This window comes from Streptomyces kanasensis, assembly GCF_043077165.1.
Lineage (GTDB): Bacteria > Actinomycetota > Actinomycetes > Streptomycetales > Streptomycetaceae > Streptomyces > Streptomyces changanensis.
Window position 1 is genome coordinate 287,689 of sequence record NZ_JBIBSF010000010.1, and the last position, 15,135, is coordinate 302,823.

The following is a 15,135-nucleotide window of genomic DNA, read 5'->3' on the forward strand; positions in this document are numbered from 1 at the left end:
ATCCGGCCGGCCCCGTCAAGGGGCGGGCGCCCGCGGTGAGTTGCCGCGGCCGGTACGGGACGTCACCCGCCGGTGCTGCCGTGGCGGCACGGGCGCGGGTAGCGTCCGGCCCCATGGAGGAACAGGGCGGTATCACCGTGCGCCGGGCGCTGGAGCTGCCGGTGCTGCGCGGCGGGCTCCCCGAGGTCGTCGCGGGCGCCGACCGGCTGCACCGCACGGTCCGGTGGGTGCACGCCGGCGAGGTGCCGAACATCGCGTCGCTGCTCAAGGGCGGCGAACTGCTGTTGACGACCGGCATCGGCATCGGGACGCGCCCGGCCGACCAGCGGGCGTTCGTGCGGCGGCTGGCGGAACGCGGGATCGCCGCGCTGGTCGTGGAGCTCGGAGCGCGCTTCCCCCGGCTGCCCGGGGCGGTCGTGGAGACCGCGCGGGCGGCCGGGATGCCGCTGGTCCAGCTGCACCGCGAGGTGCCGTTCGTCTCGGTGACGGAGGAGGTCCACACCGAGATCGTCAACGGCCACTACGCGCTGCTGCGGCGGGCCGAGGAGGTGCACCGGCGCTGCACGGAGGCGCTCCTCGCGGGTGGCGGCGTACCGCACGTCCTGCGCATCCTGGCCGCGTTCGCGGGCAACCCGGTGTTCCTGGAGGCCGCCGACGGCCGGCTGCTGTACGCCGCCGAGGGCGACGGGGGCACGCCGTGCGCCGACCCGTTGCAGGTGTGGGAGGGGTTGCGCGGACAGCGCGGCGGGGAGCTGCCCGCCGGTTCGGTGCTGGTCGACGTGCCGGGTGGCGGACCGGGCGGCGCCCCGGGGCCGGGCGGGGTGCGGGCCCGGCTGGTGCTGCTGCCCGTGGCGGGGCTGCTGCTGCCGGTCCACCGGATGGCGGCGGAGCGCGCGGCGGGCATCCTCGCCGTCGTGCTGATGCAGGCCCGGCAGGAGGAGGAGCTGGCCGCCCGGGGACGCGGGGACTTCCTGACGGACCTGGCGGAGGGACGGGTCCCGGCGGAGGACGCGCCGGCACAGGCCCGGGTGCTCGGGTTCCGGCCGGGTGACGGGCCGCTGCTTCCGGTCGTCATGCGGCTGACCGCCGGGCACTCCCCCGCCGGTGGCTGGGCGCTGCTGGCCCGGGCGGTGACCGAGGAGCTGTCGCAGGTCGGGGTGCCGGTCCTGGTGGGGGTGCGCCCGGTGGAGGGGCGGGTGCCGCTGCTGCTGGGTCTGCGGGACGAGGCCGAGCGCACGGCGGTGGCCGACCGGGTGGCCGCCGCGCTGCGCGCCGGTGCGGAGCGCGCCGGACTGGACCGCTCCGACGGCCGGCCCCCGGCCGTGGTGGTGGGCGTGGCGGGCGGCTGGGCGGCGGCTTCCGCCGGACTGCGGCACGCCGCGGAGACGGCCGCCGCCGCGCAGGGACTGCCCGAGCGGCCCTGGCACGACGCGCGGCGCCTCGACATCGATCTGCTGCTGTGGCGGCTGCACCGGCACGACGGGGCGGCGCTGGCGGCGTTCGTGGACCGGGCGATCGGGCCGCTGCGGGCCCACGACGCGGGCTCCCGCAGCCCGCTGCTGCCGACGCTGGAGACGTACCTGGCGCACGCCGGGCGCAAGGCGGAGACGGCACGGGAACTGCACCTGAACCGCCAGACGCTGTACAACCGCCTCGCCCGCATCGCGGAGCTGCTCGGTACGGACCTGGACGACCCGCAGACCGTCCTGGCCCTCTCGCTCGCCCTGCGGGCCCGCCGCCACGCCCCCTGACCGACCCTGCCCCGGCCCCCGGCCGCCCCGGGCCCAGGCCCGGCCTCGCCGGACCCGTCCGCCCCGGCTGCCCCGGCCGCCCCGGCCGCCCCGGCTGCCCGCTGCCCCGGCCGCCCCGGCCGCCCCGGCCGCCCGCTGCCCCGGCGGCCCCGGCTGCCCCGGGCGGAGGGCCCTGTCCGCCCGGGGTGTGCCCGTACGGCGGTCAGGCGTCGCCGTCGCCGTACCCGTGGCCGCCGCCGTGGCCGCTCCCGTGTCCGCGGGGCGTCCGGCGGGGACAGAGTTCGTCGTAGACGCTGAGGACCTGGGCGATCGTCTCGTCCTCGGTGGGCCACGTCGCGGCCTGGCGGGGGCCCGCCGCCGCGAGCGCGGCGTGCCGCGCCGGGTCGGTGAGCAGGCGGGACACGGCCGCGGCGAGCGCCACGGCGTCCGCGTACGGGACCAGTTCCGCCGCGTCGCCGACCAGTTCCGGTACGCCGCCCACCGCCGTCGCCACCAGGGGCACGCCGAGCCGCAGCGCCTCCTGGGCCAGCGGTGCCCGCGCCTCCCAGCGCCCGGCCAGTACGGCGACGTCCGACCCGGCCAGCAGCGCGGTGACGTCCTCGCGGCGGCCGAGGAGCCGCACGGGCAGGCCCTCCACGTCGACGCGGCGCTGGAGCGCGGGCCGCCGGGAGCCGTCGCCGGCGACGGCCACGAGCGGCACGGGATCGTGGCCGAGCCACCGCCGCGACGCGTCGAACAGCGTGTCGTGGCCGCGGTACGGCTCCAGCGGCCCGGCGGTCAGGACCAGCGGCCGGTCCAGGGCGCCCAGTTCGGCCCGCGCCTTCTCCCCCGGCAGGTCCGCGAGCCCGCTCGGCGGCGGCAGGGTGACCGGCCCCAGGCGGGCGTCGCGGGCGCCCCTGCGCCGCGCCCGGTCGACCAGCTCCGACGACGTGGCCAGCACCACGGCAGCCGCGCGGACGGCCTTGCGTTCCATGAACCCGACGAGCTGCGCACGGGCCCCCTCGGCCCGCGGTCGGGAGTGCCAGGTGACGACGAGCGGCACCGGCTGGGCGGCGAGGGCCATCCCGGTCCGTACCGCCGCGTGGACCCCGTGCGCGTGGACGACGTCGGCGCCCGCGCAGGCGGCCCGCAGCGCACCGACGGCGAGGGGGTCGCTGCGGCGCGGCACGGGGACGAAGTGCGCCCCCGCGCCGAGGAAGTCGTAGTCGTGGTCCAGCTCCGCGGGGGCGCACACGGTCACCCGCACGCCCCTGGCCACCAGCCCGGCGGCCAGTGATCGGACATGAGCGCTGCTGCCCGCGCTGCCGCCGCCCAGCACTTGGACCGTACGCAGCTGTGTCACGCGCCCAGGATGCCAGTCCGTACGCACGTTCCGGCACCGGCGCTCGGAGGGGGCCCGCCGCATCGCGCCACTTTCCGGCGCACGACGGCGTGAGCCCGCCCCTCGGGTTCACTCACATGGGTGAGCGTGCGCGCCGGCTGACGGCATCGCCGTCGGCAGCGGCCGCGATGAGCGCGGCCGCGTGCAGGACCAGCCCGGACCGCCCGTTGGCGGCGGCCACGGCCGTGCCCAGGGCGGCGCCCAGCGCGTGCGCGCCGGCGTCCCCGAGCATCGTGCGCTCCCCCAGGTCGTCGGCGAGCACCGCGGCGGCGGCGCCCAGCGGGGCGGCGGCGAACGGCAGGCCGCGCGCCACTCCGGGCGCCCCGAGGGCGATGGCGGTGAGCACGGCCCGCCCGGGGCGGACGTCCACGAGGTTGACCAGATGTGCACTGCCCGCGACGACGACACCGGCGAGGACCTTGTCGAACGGACGGTCCTTCAGCAACGCGCCCGCGGCGAGTCCGGCGGCGCCGATCCCGAACAATTTGACGGCCCCGCTGGTGACCTCGCCGTCGCGCAGCGCGCCGAGGTGGGCGCGGAACCCGCGCCGGTGGTCGCCGCGGACGTCGTCGTACGCCCCGCAGGCCGCGCCGGCCAGTGTCGCCAGCAGGACGGCACCCCGCTCTCGGCGCGTCGCCGCGCCGAGGGCGCCACCGAGGGCGGTGCCGACGGCCACGGCGGGACCGGCGTACAGGTCGACGGTGCGGCCGGCGTGGTTGGTCCGCTCCCAGGCGGGCCGGCGCCGGCGCCGCAGCACCGCACCGACGGCCCGGGCCGCGGTGGCGGCCGTCCCGCACGCGACGGCGGCCCTCGTGAGGTTCCCGATCATGACCGGCACCTTACGGGGCCGCCGCCCTCGGGGCCCCGGGGGACCCGGGACGTCCGCCGGCGGGTGTCAGACGTCCGCCCGCGCCGTCGCGAGGAGCTCCTCGGCGTGGGCCCGGGCCGTCTGGGAGTCCTCCTGCCCGGCGAGCATCCGCGACAGCTCGCGCACCCGGTCCTCGCCCTCCAGGACGGTGACGCCGGAGCGGGTGACCGTCCCGTCGTGGGTCTTCTCCACCAGCAGCTGCCGGTCGGCGAAGGCCGCGACCTGCGGCAGGTGGGTGACCACGACGACCTGCGCCGACCGGGCGAGCTTGGCCAGGCGCCGCCCGATCTCGACGGCCGCCTTGCCGCCGACGCCCGCGTCGACCTCGTCGAACAGGTAGGTCGGCACCGGGTCGGTCCCGGCGAAGACGACCTCGACGGCGAGCATGACCCGGGACAGCTCACCGCCCGAGGCGCCCTTGGCGATGGGCCGCGGCGGGGCGCCCGGGTGCGGGGCGAGCAGCAGCTCGACCTCGTCGGCGCCGGACGGCCCGTACGCGACGCGGCGCCCGCCGACCTCGATCCCCTCGGGGTCCTCGGTCTGCCGGATGGCGAACGACACGCGCGCGTGCGGCATGGCGAGGGAGGCCAGCTCGGCGGTGACGGCGTCGGCGAACCGCGCGGCCGCCTCCGTCCGGGCGTCGGTGAGGGTCTGGGCGAGCCGGGACAGCTCGTCGCGCAGGGCGTCCCGCTCGGCCGTCAGCTCGCCGATCCGGTCGTCGTCGCCGTCCAGCTCGGTGAGCCGGGCGGCGCCCTCCTCCGCCCACGTCAGCACGGCGGCGACGTCCTCGCCGTACTTGCGGGTGAGGGCGGTCAGCGCGGCGCGCCGCTCCTCGACGGCGGCCAGCCGCCGCGGGTCGGCGTCCAGGTCGTCGGCGTAGCCGGCGAGCTCGCCGGCGACGTCGGCGACGAGGATCGCGATCTCCCCGATCCGGTCGGCGAGCGCGGCGAGCGCCGGGTCGTGGGCGCGCACGGCCTCCAGGGCGCGCCCCGCACCACCGACGAGGGTCGTCGCGTCGACCGCCTCCGGGTCCTCGGGGTCGCCGGCGAGGGCGCGGTGCGCGAGCGCGGCCGCGGAGGCGAGTGCCTCGGCGTGTCCGAGGCGCTCGGCCTCGGCGGAGAGTTCGCTGTCCTCGCCGGGGCGGGGCGCGACGGCCTCGATCTCGGCGAGCCCGAACCGCAGCAGGTCGGCCTCCTGGGCGCGTTCCCGGGCCCGGGTGGTCAGCTCGTCCAGCTCGGCGTCGAGGGCCCGCAGCCGCCGGTACGCGCCGGTGTACGCGGCGAGCGGGGCGGCGACGGCCTCCCCGGCGTACCGGTCGAGCGCGCCGCGCTGGCGAGCGGGCTTGAGCAGTCCCTGCTGGTCGGTCTGGCCGTGGACGGCGACGAGGTCGTCGGCGAGCTCCGCGAGGAGGCCGACGGGCACGCTGCGGCCGCCGAGGTGCGCCCGGGAGCGGCCCTCGGCCGACACGGTGCGGCTGATGAGCAGCGCGCCGTCGTCCAGCTCGGCGCCCGCCTCCTCGGCCCGCCGGGCCACGGCGGTGCCCGGGGCGACGCCGACGCGTCCCTCGACGACGGCGGACCCGGCGCCGATCCGTACCAGGGCCGGATCGGCGCGGCCGCCGAGCAGCAACCCGAGGCTCGTGACGACCATGGTCTTGCCCGCGCCCGTCTCACCGGTCACCGCGGTGAACCCGGGCGACAGCTCGACCACCGCGTCGTCGATGACCCCGAGCGACCGTATGCGCATCTCCTCCAACACGCCCCTGACCATACGAGGTTTTCCCGGTCCCGTGCGACGCCACCCCGGTCGGCCGGGCGAAGCCACTGGTCGGCGGGGGCGTGACGGGCCGCACGGGGGCGGCGGGGCGTTGACCCGGCGCGGGGCCGCCGGGGGCCGCCCGGGGCCGTCGGGGCCACCGGGAGGGAGCGCCGGGCCCTAGCGCGGGGCCCCGCGCCAGCCGGAGACGGGCAGGGCGAACTTGGCGACGAGCCGGTCCGAGAACGACGCGTGGTGGAGGCGGGCGAGCCGCACCGGCACGGATCCCCGCCGGACCTCGACGCGCGCCCCGGCGGGGAGCGTGACGGTGCGCCGCCCGTCGCACCACAGCACGCCGTCCGGGGTGTGCGGCTCGACCTCGACCGCGAGCACCGAGTCCGGCGTCGTGACGAGCGGCTTGGCGAACAGGGCGTGCGCGCCGATCGGGACCATCAGCAGCGCCTCCACCTCGGGCCAGATCACCGGCCCGCCCGCGGAGAAGGCGTACGCCGTGGAGCCCGTGGGGGTCGCGCAGATCACGCCGTCGCACCCGAAGCCGGTGACGGGACGCCCGTCGATGGCGAGGACGACCTCCAGCATCCGCTCGGGCGCGACCTTCTGGACGGCGGCCTCGTTCAGCGCCCAGTTGGTGTGCAGGAGGTCGCCGTTGTTGTAGACGGCGACGTCGAGGGTCATGCGCTCCTCGACCTCGTAGGCGCGGGTGACGACGCGGTCCACGACCTTGTCGAGGTCGTCGCGCTCGGCCTCGGCGAGGAACCCGACGCGCCCGAGGTTGACGCCGAGCATCGGCACGCCGGACGCCCGGGCGAACTCGGCGCCCCGGAGCAGCGTCCCGTCACCGCCGAGGACGATCAGCAGCTCACAGCCGTCCAGGACGTCGGGGGTGGCCTCCGGGACGGTCTCCACGGACGGCGGGAGCGGCAGGTCGGCCGCCTCGGCGGCCAGCACCCGCACGTCGATGCCGCTGCGCATGAGGCCCAGGACGACGAGCTCCGCGCTGCGCACGGCGGCCGGGCGGCCGGTGTGGGCGAGCAGGAAGACCGTGCGGGGCGCGGCGCTCGGTGAGGTGCTCGGCGGAGTGTTCGGTCGGGTGTTCAACGGGGTCCCTCCGCCACGGCGCGGTCGACGTCCGCCGGATCGAGCGCGGGCGCGCCGGCCCGCAGCCACAGGAAGTACTCGACGTTGCCCGACGGGCCGGGCAGGGGGCTCGCGGTGACGCCGAGGACGCCGAGCCCGAGTCCGGCGGCCTGCCGGGCGACGTTCCGCACGGCCTCGGCGCGCAGCTCGGGGCTGCGCACCACGCCGCCGCTGCCGAGGCGCTCCTTGCCGACCTCGAACTGCGGCTTGACCATCAGGACGAGGTCGGCGTCGGGCGCGCTGACGCCGGCGAGCGCGGGCAGGACGAGGCCGAGCGGGATGAAGGACAGGTCTCCGACCACCAGGTCCACCGCCTCGCCCCCGATCGTGTCGAGCGTCAGCTCCCGCACGTTCGTACGGTCCTTGACGGTGACGCGTTCATCGCTCTGGAGGGACCAGGCGAGTTGGCCGTAGCCGACGTCGACGGCGACGACGTGCGCGGCGCCGGCGCGCAACAGCACGTCGGTGAAGCCGCCGGTGGACGCGCCGGCGTCGAGCGCCCGCCGGCCCTCGACGCGCAGCCCGAGCGGGACGAACGCCGCGAACGCCCCGGCGAGCTTGTGGCCGCCGCGGGACACGTACTCCGGGTCGGAGTCGTCGGCGGCGACCACGATCGCCGCGGCCGTCTCGACCTGGGTGGCGGGCTTGGACGCGGTGGCGCCGCCGACGGTCACCCGCCCCGCGGCGATCAGCTGGCTCGCGTGTTCGCGCGAGCGGGCGAGCTTGCGGCGCACAAGCTCGGCGTCGAGTCGGCGGCGTGCCACTCCTGCCACGTTCGGTTCAGCTCCTGTGCTCGTTCGGCGATCCCGGCCGGGGGTGCGCGTCCAGCGCGGTCAGCGTGTCGCGCAGTCCCCGGTGTACATCCTCGTACACCTCCAGGTGTCCGTCCGCCGGGAGGTGGTCGGCGTCACCGAGCCGCTCCAGGAGGGCGTCCACCGCCGCGTGTCCGGTGGCGGTCCGGCCCACGCCGAGCGGCGCGGGCCCGGCGGGCTCCCCGCCGGGGCCGGCGGGTGGCTCGGGGGCCACGGGGGTCTGCGGCTCGGCGGCACTGGCGTCGTCCATGCCCCGACGCTACCGCGAAGCGCCGGCAGCCAGCCGGTGGCGGGGGCCGGCGGACGCTCCCGCCCCACCGGCCGGTGCCCCACCGGCCGGTGGGGCGCGCGCTCCGGGTCCGGCCGGGCGGCCGGCTCCCGGGCACACCCCGCGGCTGGCTCCCGGCCTGCTGCGGAGTCAGCTCCGGGCGAGTGCCCGCGCCTTGCGGGCCGCCGGCACCACGAGGGGCGTGCCCGTCTCCGGGTCGTCGATGACCTGGCAGCGCAGCCCGAAGACCCGCTCGACGAGCTCGGCGGTGACGATCTCGGACGGCGGTCCCTCGGCCACGACCTCACCCCCGCGCACCGCGATGAGGTGCGTGGCGTACCGGGCGGCGTGGTTGAGGTCGTGGAGGACCGCGACCAGGGTGCGGCCCTGCGTCTCGTGGAGTTCGGCGCACAGGTCGAGGACGTCGATCTGGTGCTGGATGTCGAGGTAGGTGGTCGGCTCGTCCAGCAGCAGCAGCGGCGTCTGCTGGGCGAGGGCCATAGCGATCCACACGCGCTGGCGCTGCCCGCCGGACAGCTCGTCGACGTACCGGTCGCCCAGCTCGCCCACGCCGGTGGCGTCCATCGACTCGCGGACGATCCGCTCGTCCTCGGGGGACCACTGCCGCAGCAACCCCTGGTGCGGGTAGCGGCCGCGGGCGACGAGGTCGGCGACGGTGATGCCGTCGGGCGCGATCGACGACTGCGGGAGCAGTCCCAGCGTCCGCGCCACCTTCTTCGCGGGCATGGAGTGGATGGCCTGCCCGTCCAGCAGCACCCGCCCGCTGGTGGGCTTCAGCATCCGCGCCAGGGCACGCAGGAGCGTGGACTTGCCGCAGGCGTTCGGGCCGACGATCACCGTGAAGGAGTTGTCGGGGATCTCGACGGACAGGTCGCGGGCGATGGTCCGCTGCTCGTAGGCGAGGGTGACCGACTCCGCGCTGAGGCGCTGGCGCTCCATGGGGGTACTCCTGGCGTTCTGGTCGTTCGAGGGGGTCATATCCGGCCTGCCCGGCGCTCGGAGACCAGGAGCCACAGCAGGTAGCCGCCGCCGACGACGCCGGTGACGACGCCGACGGGCAGCCGGCGCTCGCCGAAGGCGTTGGTCGCGACGAGGTCGGCGACGAGCAGCACCGCCGCGCCCATGAGGGCGGACGCCGCCAGGTTGGGGCCGGGCGACCGGGTGAGTCGGCGGGCCAGCTGCGGCGCGCTGAGCGCGACGAAGACGATCGGACCGGCCGCGGCCGTCGCCGACGCGACGAGCAGCACCGCCGAGACCAGCAGCACCATGCGCACCCGCTCGACCCGCACGCCCAGCGCGTACGCCGCGTCGTCGCCCATCTCCAGCATCCGCAGCGGCCGCCCGTACGCGAGGACGACGGGCACGAGGACGGCGCTGACCGCGAGGAGAGGCCAGAACTGGGTCCAGTCCCGGCCCTCCAGGGAGCCGGTCATCCACACCACGGCGCGGGTGGCGTCGACCAGGTTCGCCTTGGTGATCAGGTAGTGGATGACGGCGGTGAGCATCGCGGCGGCGCCGATGCCGATCAGCACCAGGCGGAAGCCGTGCACGCCCCGCTTGTACGCGAAGAGGTACACGGCGGCGCCGGTGAGGACGCCGCCGACGAGGCCGCCGGCGGCGACGGCGGTGGCGTCGCCCTGGAAGAGCACGATCACGCCGAGGGCGCCGACGATGGAGCCCTGGCTGATGCCGAGCATGTCGGGGCTGCCGAGCGGGTTGCGGGTGATGGTCTGGAAGACCGCGCCGCCGATCGCGAGCCCCGCGCCGACGAGGACCGCCACCAGGGCGCGGGGCAGGCGCAGGTCCCGGACGACGAACTCCTGGGCGGGCGTGCCGTCGCCGAGCAGGGTGGCGACGACGTCGGCGGGGGCGACGGGGAAGTCACCGCTGCCGATGAGGACGACCGCGGCGGCCAGGATCAGGGCGAGCAGCAGGACGCAGACGGCCAGGGCGCGCGGCTCGACGCGCACGGACAGCCCGCCGCGGGTGCGCACGGCCCGGACGGTCCGCGTCGCGGCGGCCGGCGCACCGGGGACGGCAGTGGGCGCGGGGGCGGCGGGCGCGGAAGGGGGTGCGGGGGTCGCGGTCACAGCTGGGCCATCCTCTTGCGGCGTACGAGGTGGATGAAGACGGGCCCGCCGACGAGGGCCGTGACGATGCCCACCTGGAGCTCCGAGGGCCGGGCGACGACCCGGCCGACGATGTCGGAGCCGAGCAGCAGCACGGGCGAGAGGACGGCCGCGTACGGCAGGATCCACCGCACGTCGGGTCCGGTGATCGCACGGACCAGGTACGGCACCATCAGCCCGACGAACACGATGGGCCCGCAGGCCGCGGTGGCGCCCCCGCACAGCAGCGTCACGGCGAGCATGGCCAGGAGGCGGGTCCGGTTGAGGTGCGCGCCGAGCGCGCGGGCGGCGTCGTCGCCCATCTCCATGGCGTTGAGCGGGCGGGCGACCAGCGCGGCGAGGACGACGCCGGCCGCGATGAACGGCGCGACGGCCCCGAGGGTGGCCGCGTCGGCGCCGGCGAGCGAGCCGACGGTCCAGAACCGCAGCCGGTCCAGCGCGGCCGAGTCGAGCAGTTGGACGGCGTTGACGTACCCGTACAGCGCGGCCGTCGCCGCGGTGCCGGCGAGCGCGAGCCGTACCGGCGTGGCGCCGCGCCCGCCACCGAGCACGTACACGAGGACGGAGACGACGGCGGCGCCCGCGAAGGCGAACCAGACGTACCCCATGAAGGAGGTGGTGCCGAGGAAGCTCGTCGCGGTGACGACGGCGGCCGCCGCGCCCGCGTTGACGCCCATGAGGCCGGGCTCGGCCAGCGGGTTGCGGGTGAGGGCCTGCATCACGGCGCCGGAGAGGCCGAGCGCGACGCCCGCGAGGAGTCCGAGCCCGGTGCGGGGCAGCCGGACGTCGGCGATGAGGACGTCGTGGCCGGTGCCGGAGTTCTGGAACAGGCCGTGCCAGACGTCGCCCAGTGGGACGGGTTTCGCGCCGATGACGATGCTCGCGACGCACACGAGCGCCAGCACGCCGAGGGACAGCACCAGCCCGGCGGCGCGCAGGGTACGGCGCCGCCCGGACGGCTGCACGGCGGCCCGGGGCTCGGCAGCGGACCGGGGGTCCGCGGCGGCCCGGGGCTCGGCGGCAGCCCGGGGCTCGGCGGCAGCCCGGGGCTCCGCGCTCGGTTCGGGAGAACGTTCGACCAACACGCGGTTAGGTTAGCCTACCCTCCGCGCGATGATCGTCAGGGTGTCACCAGCCGAGCCCGGCCAGCGCCGCCGTCGCGTCCCGCCCGCACGACCCCGCGCCGGCGTCGGTCCAGGCCGCCGCGCACAGCGCCCGGAGCCCGTCCATCTGCTCGCCCGTCCCGTCGAGGACGAACGCCCCGCCGTCCACGGACGCGGTCCAGCCCCCGCAGCGGAACCCGCCGCCCGCGGCGGACACCGCCGGCTGCCCCGTCAGCAGACCGCGCAGGTCGGCGTCGACGTACGTGGGCCGGTGCTCCGGCACGGCCGCGAGGAGCCGCGCCGGGTCGGTCACGCCGGTGAGCACGAGCAGCGAGTCGACGCCGCCGTTCGACGCCCCCTCGATGTCCGTGTCGAGCCGGTCCCCGACGACGAGCGGCCGCCGCGCCCCGGTCCGCAGGATCGTCTCGCGGTGCATGGGCGGCAGCGGCTTCCCCGCCACCTGCGGTTCGGCGCCCGTGGCGATCCGCACGACCTCCACCGCCGCCCCGTTGCCCGGGGCGATGCCCCGCGCCCCGGGGATCGTCAGGTCGGTGTTGGACGCGAACCAGGGCACACCGCGCGCGACGGCGTACGACGCCTCCGCGAACCGCCCCCACGGCAGGTCGGGCCCGCCGTACCCCTGCACGACGGCCGCCGGGTCGTCGTCGGCCGACTCGACCGGTTCGAGACCCCGCTCGCACAGCGCCACCCGCAGCCCCTCCCCGCCGATGGCGAGGACCCGCGCACCCGGCGGCAGCTGCCCGGCCATCAGCCGCGCCACCGCCTGCGCCGACGTGACGACGTCGCCCGGCTCCGCGGGCACGCCCAGCTCGGTCAGGTGGGCGGCGACGGCGTCCGGGGTGCGCAGCGCGTTGTTGGTGACGTAGGCCAGGCGCATCCCCGCGTCGCGGGCCGCGCCCAGCGCCTCGACGGCGTACGGGATGGCCTCGCCGCCCGCGTACACGACCCCGTCCAGGTCCAGCAGCGCCGTGTCGTACGCCGCGTGCAACGCGGTGTCGCTGCCACTCGGCAGGTTCCGCCCCTGCTGCCCCATCAACCGCACTCCTCACTCGTCCGGACGATCCCGTCCCCCGATCATCGCTCATCCGTGCGTCCACTTACGATGCAAGGATGAACACGAGAGGTCCTGCGGCCAAAGAGGGTCTGCACCTGAAACCGTTCCGCGGCGTGCGGTACGTACCCGAAAAGGTGCGCAGCCTCGCGGCGGTCACCTCTCCCCCGTACGACGTCGTCGTGCGGCCGGACGGACTGCACCATCTGGAGTCGTCCGACCCGTACAACATCGTGCGGCTCATCCTGCCGCAGGCCCCCACCGCGGACGCGCGTCCCCGCCGGGCGGCGGACACCCTCGCGGACTGGCTCGCGGAGGGCGTCCTGGCCGCCGACCCGCAGCCCGCCCTGTACGTGTACGAGCAGCGCAAGGGCGACCTGCTCCAGCGGGGCCTGATCGGCTCCCTGGAGCTGTCCGCCCCGTCGGAGGGCGTGGTCCTGCCCCACGAGGACGTCATGCCGGACGTGGTGGAGGAGCGCGCCGACCTGATGCGCACCACGGCCGCGCACCTGGAGCCGCTGCTCCTGACCTACCGGGGCGACGGCCGCGCGACGGGCGCGACGGCCGTCATCGAGCGTGCCACGGCCGGCGTCCCGCTCCTGGCGACGACGACGGAGGACGGCTTCGGCCACCGGCTGTGGGCGGTGACGGACCCTGCGGAGCTGGCAGCCGCCGCCGACGACCTGGCGCACCACCAGGCGCTGATCGCGGACGGCCACCACCGCTGGGCGACGTACCTGCGCCTGCGCGAGGAGCGGTCGGCGCCGGGCCCGTGGGACTCCGGTCTGGTGCTGCTGGTCGACACGGCCCGCTACCCGCTCCAGGTGCGGGCCATCCACCGGCTGCTGCACCGCCTGCCGGTCGCACGGGCCGTGGCGGCACTGGAGGGCGCCTTCCGCGTACGGACCCTGGACGTTCCCCTGCCGGCGGCCCTGGACGCCCTGGCCGGGGCGGTCGCCGACGGCAACGCGTTCCTGCTCGCGGGCGACGGCCGCTTCCACCTGGTGGACCGGCCGGATCCGGAGCTGCTGTCCCGCACGGTACGGGACGACCGTCCGGAGGCGTGGCGCACGCTCGACGCGACGGTGCTGCACGCGACGCTGCTGGAGCACGTGTGGCGCGTCCCGGACGGCCCGGAGCACATCGGCTACATCCATGACGCGGGGGCCGTCGTCGAGCAGGCGGAGCGGCACGGCACGACGGCGGTGCTGATGCACCCGGTGCGCGAGGAGGTCGTCCGGGACCTGGCGCGCCAGGGGGTGACGATGCCGCGCAAGTCGACGTCGTTCGGCCCGAAGCCGGCGACGGGCCTGGTGCTGCGGAGCCTGGCCCTCGACTGACGTCCAGCACCGCACCCACCGAACACGGAAGGGCGGCACCCCCGGTGGGGGTGCCGCCCTTCCTGTGTCGTACGACCTGTTCGCCGATTGACCCGAGCGGTCAGCGCCCGGCCACGCCCTCGTCGCCGTCACGCTCGCCGGCGGGGGCCTCGGTGGCCCCCTCGGTGGCGGTGGCGCCCTCGTCGGCGGGGACCGGCTCGTCCTCTACGTCGGCCTCGTCCCGGGCGTCGGCCTCGTCGGCGGTCTCGGCCTCGTCGGCGGGGACCGGCTCGTCCTCTTCGTCGGCCTCGACGACCTCGGTGACCCGACCGCTGTCCTCGGCGTCCTCGATCTCCTCCGCGTCCTCGGTCTCCTCGAAGGCGTCGACGAACTCGACACCGTCGAGCTCGGCGAGCCGGTCGGAGGCGTCGGTGCTGCCGTCCTTGTCGGCTTCGAGGGCCTTGGCGAACCACTCGCGGGCCTCGTCCTCGCGTCCGGCGGCGAGGAGCGCGTCGGCGTAGGCGTACCGAAGTCGGGCGGTCCACGGCTGCACCGAGTGGGAGGCCAGCTCGGGCGACTGGAGGGTGACGATCGCGGCGTCGATCTGCCCCATGTCGCGGCGGGCACCGGCGACGACGAGCCGCATCTCGACCTGGCCGGCCTTGTCGAGCTTCTGCACCTCGGGCTCGCCGGCCATGGCGAGCGCCCGCTCGGGACGGCCGAGGCCGCGCTCGCAGTCGGCCATGACGGGCCACAGTTCGACGCTCCCGGTCATACGGCGGGCAGCGCGGAACTCGGCGAGGGCCTCGGCGAACTTCTGCGTCGCGTAGGCGGCAAAACCGGCCGCCTCGCGGACGGCGGCCACGCGGGACGCGAGCCGCAGGGCGATACGGGAGTAGGCGTACGCCTTCTCGGGGTCCTCGTCGATGAGGTTGGCGACCATGACGAGGTTGCGCGCGACGTCCTCGGCGAGGGTCTTGGGCAGGCTCATCAGCTCCTGCCGCACGTCCTTGTCGATCTCGTCGCCGGTGACGTCGTCGGGGATGGGCAGCCGCTTGATGGGCTCGCGGTCGCGCCGGTCCTCGCGGCGGTCGTCCCGCCGGTCGTCGCGTCCGCGGAAACCACCGCGCCCGCGGTCGTCGCGGCGGTCGTCGCGGCCACCGCGGAAGCCACCGCGACGGTCGTCGTCGCGACGCGGCCCCCGGTCACGGTCACGGTCGTCCCGACGGAACGCCGGCCGGTCATCGCGACGGTCATCGCGACGGAAGCCACCGCGGTCACCGCCACGGTCGTCACGCTGGAAGCCACCACGGTCGTCCCGACGGGGAGCACGGTCGTCACGGGAGAAGCCACCCCGGTCGCCGCCGCGGTCATCGCGACGGAAGCCACCACGGTCACCACCGCGGTCGTCACGCTGGAAGCCACCACGGTCGTCCCGACGGGGAGCACGGTCGTCACGGGAGAAGCCACCCCGGTCGCCGCCGCGGTCATCGCGACG

The 15,135-nt window shown here is 76.6% G+C and carries 13 protein-coding genes and 1 pseudogene; 2 read left to right on the top strand and 12 right to left on the bottom strand.

The window, feature by feature from the left end:
* The first annotated feature begins 113 nt into the window (after nucleotides 1–113).
* Nucleotides 114–1,751: a PucR family transcriptional regulator gene (locus ACF053_RS24840; RefSeq protein ID WP_391955969.1), complete on the top strand. Its 1,638-nt coding sequence runs from the start codon at nucleotides 114–116 to the stop codon at nucleotides 1,749–1,751.
* 202 nt (nucleotides 1,752–1,953) lie between these two features.
* On the opposite strand, the gene ACF053_RS24845 is transcribed toward ACF053_RS24840, so the two are convergent.
* The 10 genes from ACF053_RS24845 to ACF053_RS24890 all read right to left on the bottom strand — a co-directional run bounded on the left by ACF053_RS24845 (nucleotide 1,954) and on the right by ACF053_RS24890 (nucleotide 12,300).
* Nucleotides 1,954–3,093, bottom strand: a complete 1,140-nt coding sequence (locus tag ACF053_RS24845; RefSeq protein WP_391955970.1) for a glycosyltransferase family 4 protein — start codon at nucleotides 3,091–3,093, stop codon at nucleotides 1,954–1,956.
* A gap of 112 nt (nucleotides 3,094–3,205) precedes the next feature.
* Entirely contained in the window at nucleotides 3,206–3,961 is a 756-nt protein-coding gene (locus ACF053_RS24850; RefSeq protein WP_391955971.1) for a hypothetical protein, read from the bottom strand.
* 66 nt (nucleotides 3,962–4,027) lie between these two features.
* Nucleotides 4,028–5,770: a DNA repair protein RecN gene (gene recN / locus ACF053_RS24855; protein WP_391955972.1), complete on the bottom strand. Its 1,743-nt coding sequence runs from the start codon at nucleotides 5,768–5,770 to the stop codon at nucleotides 4,028–4,030.
* A gap of 165 nt (nucleotides 5,771–5,935) precedes the next feature.
* Nucleotides 5,936–6,874 carry an NAD kinase gene (locus tag ACF053_RS24860; protein WP_391955973.1) on the bottom strand — a complete coding sequence of 313 codons (939 nt, stop codon included), beginning with the start codon at nucleotides 6,872–6,874 and terminating at the stop codon, nucleotides 5,936–5,938.
* A complete protein-coding gene (locus ACF053_RS24865) occupies nucleotides 6,871–7,686 on the bottom strand; it encodes a TlyA family RNA methyltransferase (RefSeq protein WP_058944424.1) in 816 nt (271 codons plus the stop codon). Before ACF053_RS24865 ends, ACF053_RS24860 begins: the two co-directional genes overlap by 4 nt.
* Before the next feature lie 7 nt (nucleotides 7,687–7,693).
* Complete coding sequence (locus ACF053_RS24870) at nucleotides 7,694–7,975, bottom strand: hypothetical protein (RefSeq protein WP_391955974.1); 282 nt, start codon at nucleotides 7,973–7,975, stop codon at nucleotides 7,694–7,696.
* 168 nt (nucleotides 7,976–8,143) lie between these two features.
* Nucleotides 8,144–8,992, bottom strand: a complete 849-nt coding sequence (locus ACF053_RS24875) for an ABC transporter ATP-binding protein (protein ID WP_391955975.1) — start codon at nucleotides 8,990–8,992, stop codon at nucleotides 8,144–8,146.
* Nucleotides 8,989–10,008 (bottom strand): FecCD family ABC transporter permease, encoded by a 1,020-nt coding sequence (locus ACF053_RS24880; RefSeq protein WP_391955991.1) that lies wholly within the window; start codon nucleotides 10,006–10,008, stop codon nucleotides 8,989–8,991. Before ACF053_RS24880 ends, ACF053_RS24875 begins: the two co-directional genes overlap by 4 nt.
* A gap of 92 nt (nucleotides 10,009–10,100) precedes the next feature.
* Entirely contained in the window at nucleotides 10,101–11,108 is a 1,008-nt protein-coding gene (locus tag ACF053_RS24885; RefSeq protein ID WP_391955992.1) for a FecCD family ABC transporter permease, read from the bottom strand.
* A gap of 163 nt (nucleotides 11,109–11,271) precedes the next feature.
* Nucleotides 11,272–12,300, bottom strand: a complete 1,029-nt coding sequence (locus tag ACF053_RS24890) for an HAD-IIA family hydrolase (RefSeq protein WP_391955976.1) — start codon at nucleotides 12,298–12,300, stop codon at nucleotides 11,272–11,274.
* A gap of 77 nt (nucleotides 12,301–12,377) precedes the next feature.
* Between ACF053_RS24890 and ACF053_RS24895 the strand changes: the two genes are divergently transcribed.
* Entirely contained in the window at nucleotides 12,378–13,658 is a 1,281-nt protein-coding gene (locus ACF053_RS24895) for a DUF1015 family protein (protein WP_391955977.1), read from the top strand.
* Between the two features lie 100 nt (nucleotides 13,659–13,758).
* Here ACF053_RS24895 and ACF053_RS24900 read toward each other — a convergent pair whose 3' ends face one another.
* Nucleotides 13,759–14,643, bottom strand: a complete 885-nt coding sequence (locus ACF053_RS24900) for a tetratricopeptide repeat protein (RefSeq protein ID WP_391955993.1) — start codon at nucleotides 14,641–14,643, stop codon at nucleotides 13,759–13,761.
* A pseudogene (locus ACF053_RS24905) lies at nucleotides 14,628–15,135 on the bottom strand (hypothetical protein); the annotation flags it as partial. The pseudogene ACF053_RS24905 and the gene ACF053_RS24900, both read right to left, overlap by 16 nt.

Coding starts and splice junctions, on each gene's coding strand:
- ACF053_RS24840 (WP_391955969.1), top strand. CDS start 114: ATGGAGGAACAGGGCGGTATCACCGTGCGCCGGGCGCTGGAGCTGCCG.
- ACF053_RS24850 (WP_391955971.1), bottom strand. CDS start 3,961: ATGATCGGGAACCTCACGAGGGCCGCCGTCGCGTGCGGGACGGCCGCC.
- recN (WP_391955972.1), bottom strand. CDS start 5,770: ATGGTCAGGGGCGTGTTGGAGGAGATGCGCATACGGTCGCTCGGGGTC.
- ACF053_RS24870 (WP_391955974.1), bottom strand. CDS start 7,975: ATGGACGACGCCAGTGCCGCCGAGCCGCAGACCCCCGTGGCCCCCGAG.
- ACF053_RS24875 (WP_391955975.1), bottom strand. CDS start 8,992: ATGACCCCCTCGAACGACCAGAACGCCAGGAGTACCCCCATGGAGCGC.
- ACF053_RS24890 (WP_391955976.1), bottom strand. CDS start 12,300: ATGGGGCAGCAGGGGCGGAACCTGCCGAGTGGCAGCGACACCGCGTTG.
- ACF053_RS24895 (WP_391955977.1), top strand. CDS start 12,378: ATGAACACGAGAGGTCCTGCGGCCAAAGAGGGTCTGCACCTGAAACCG.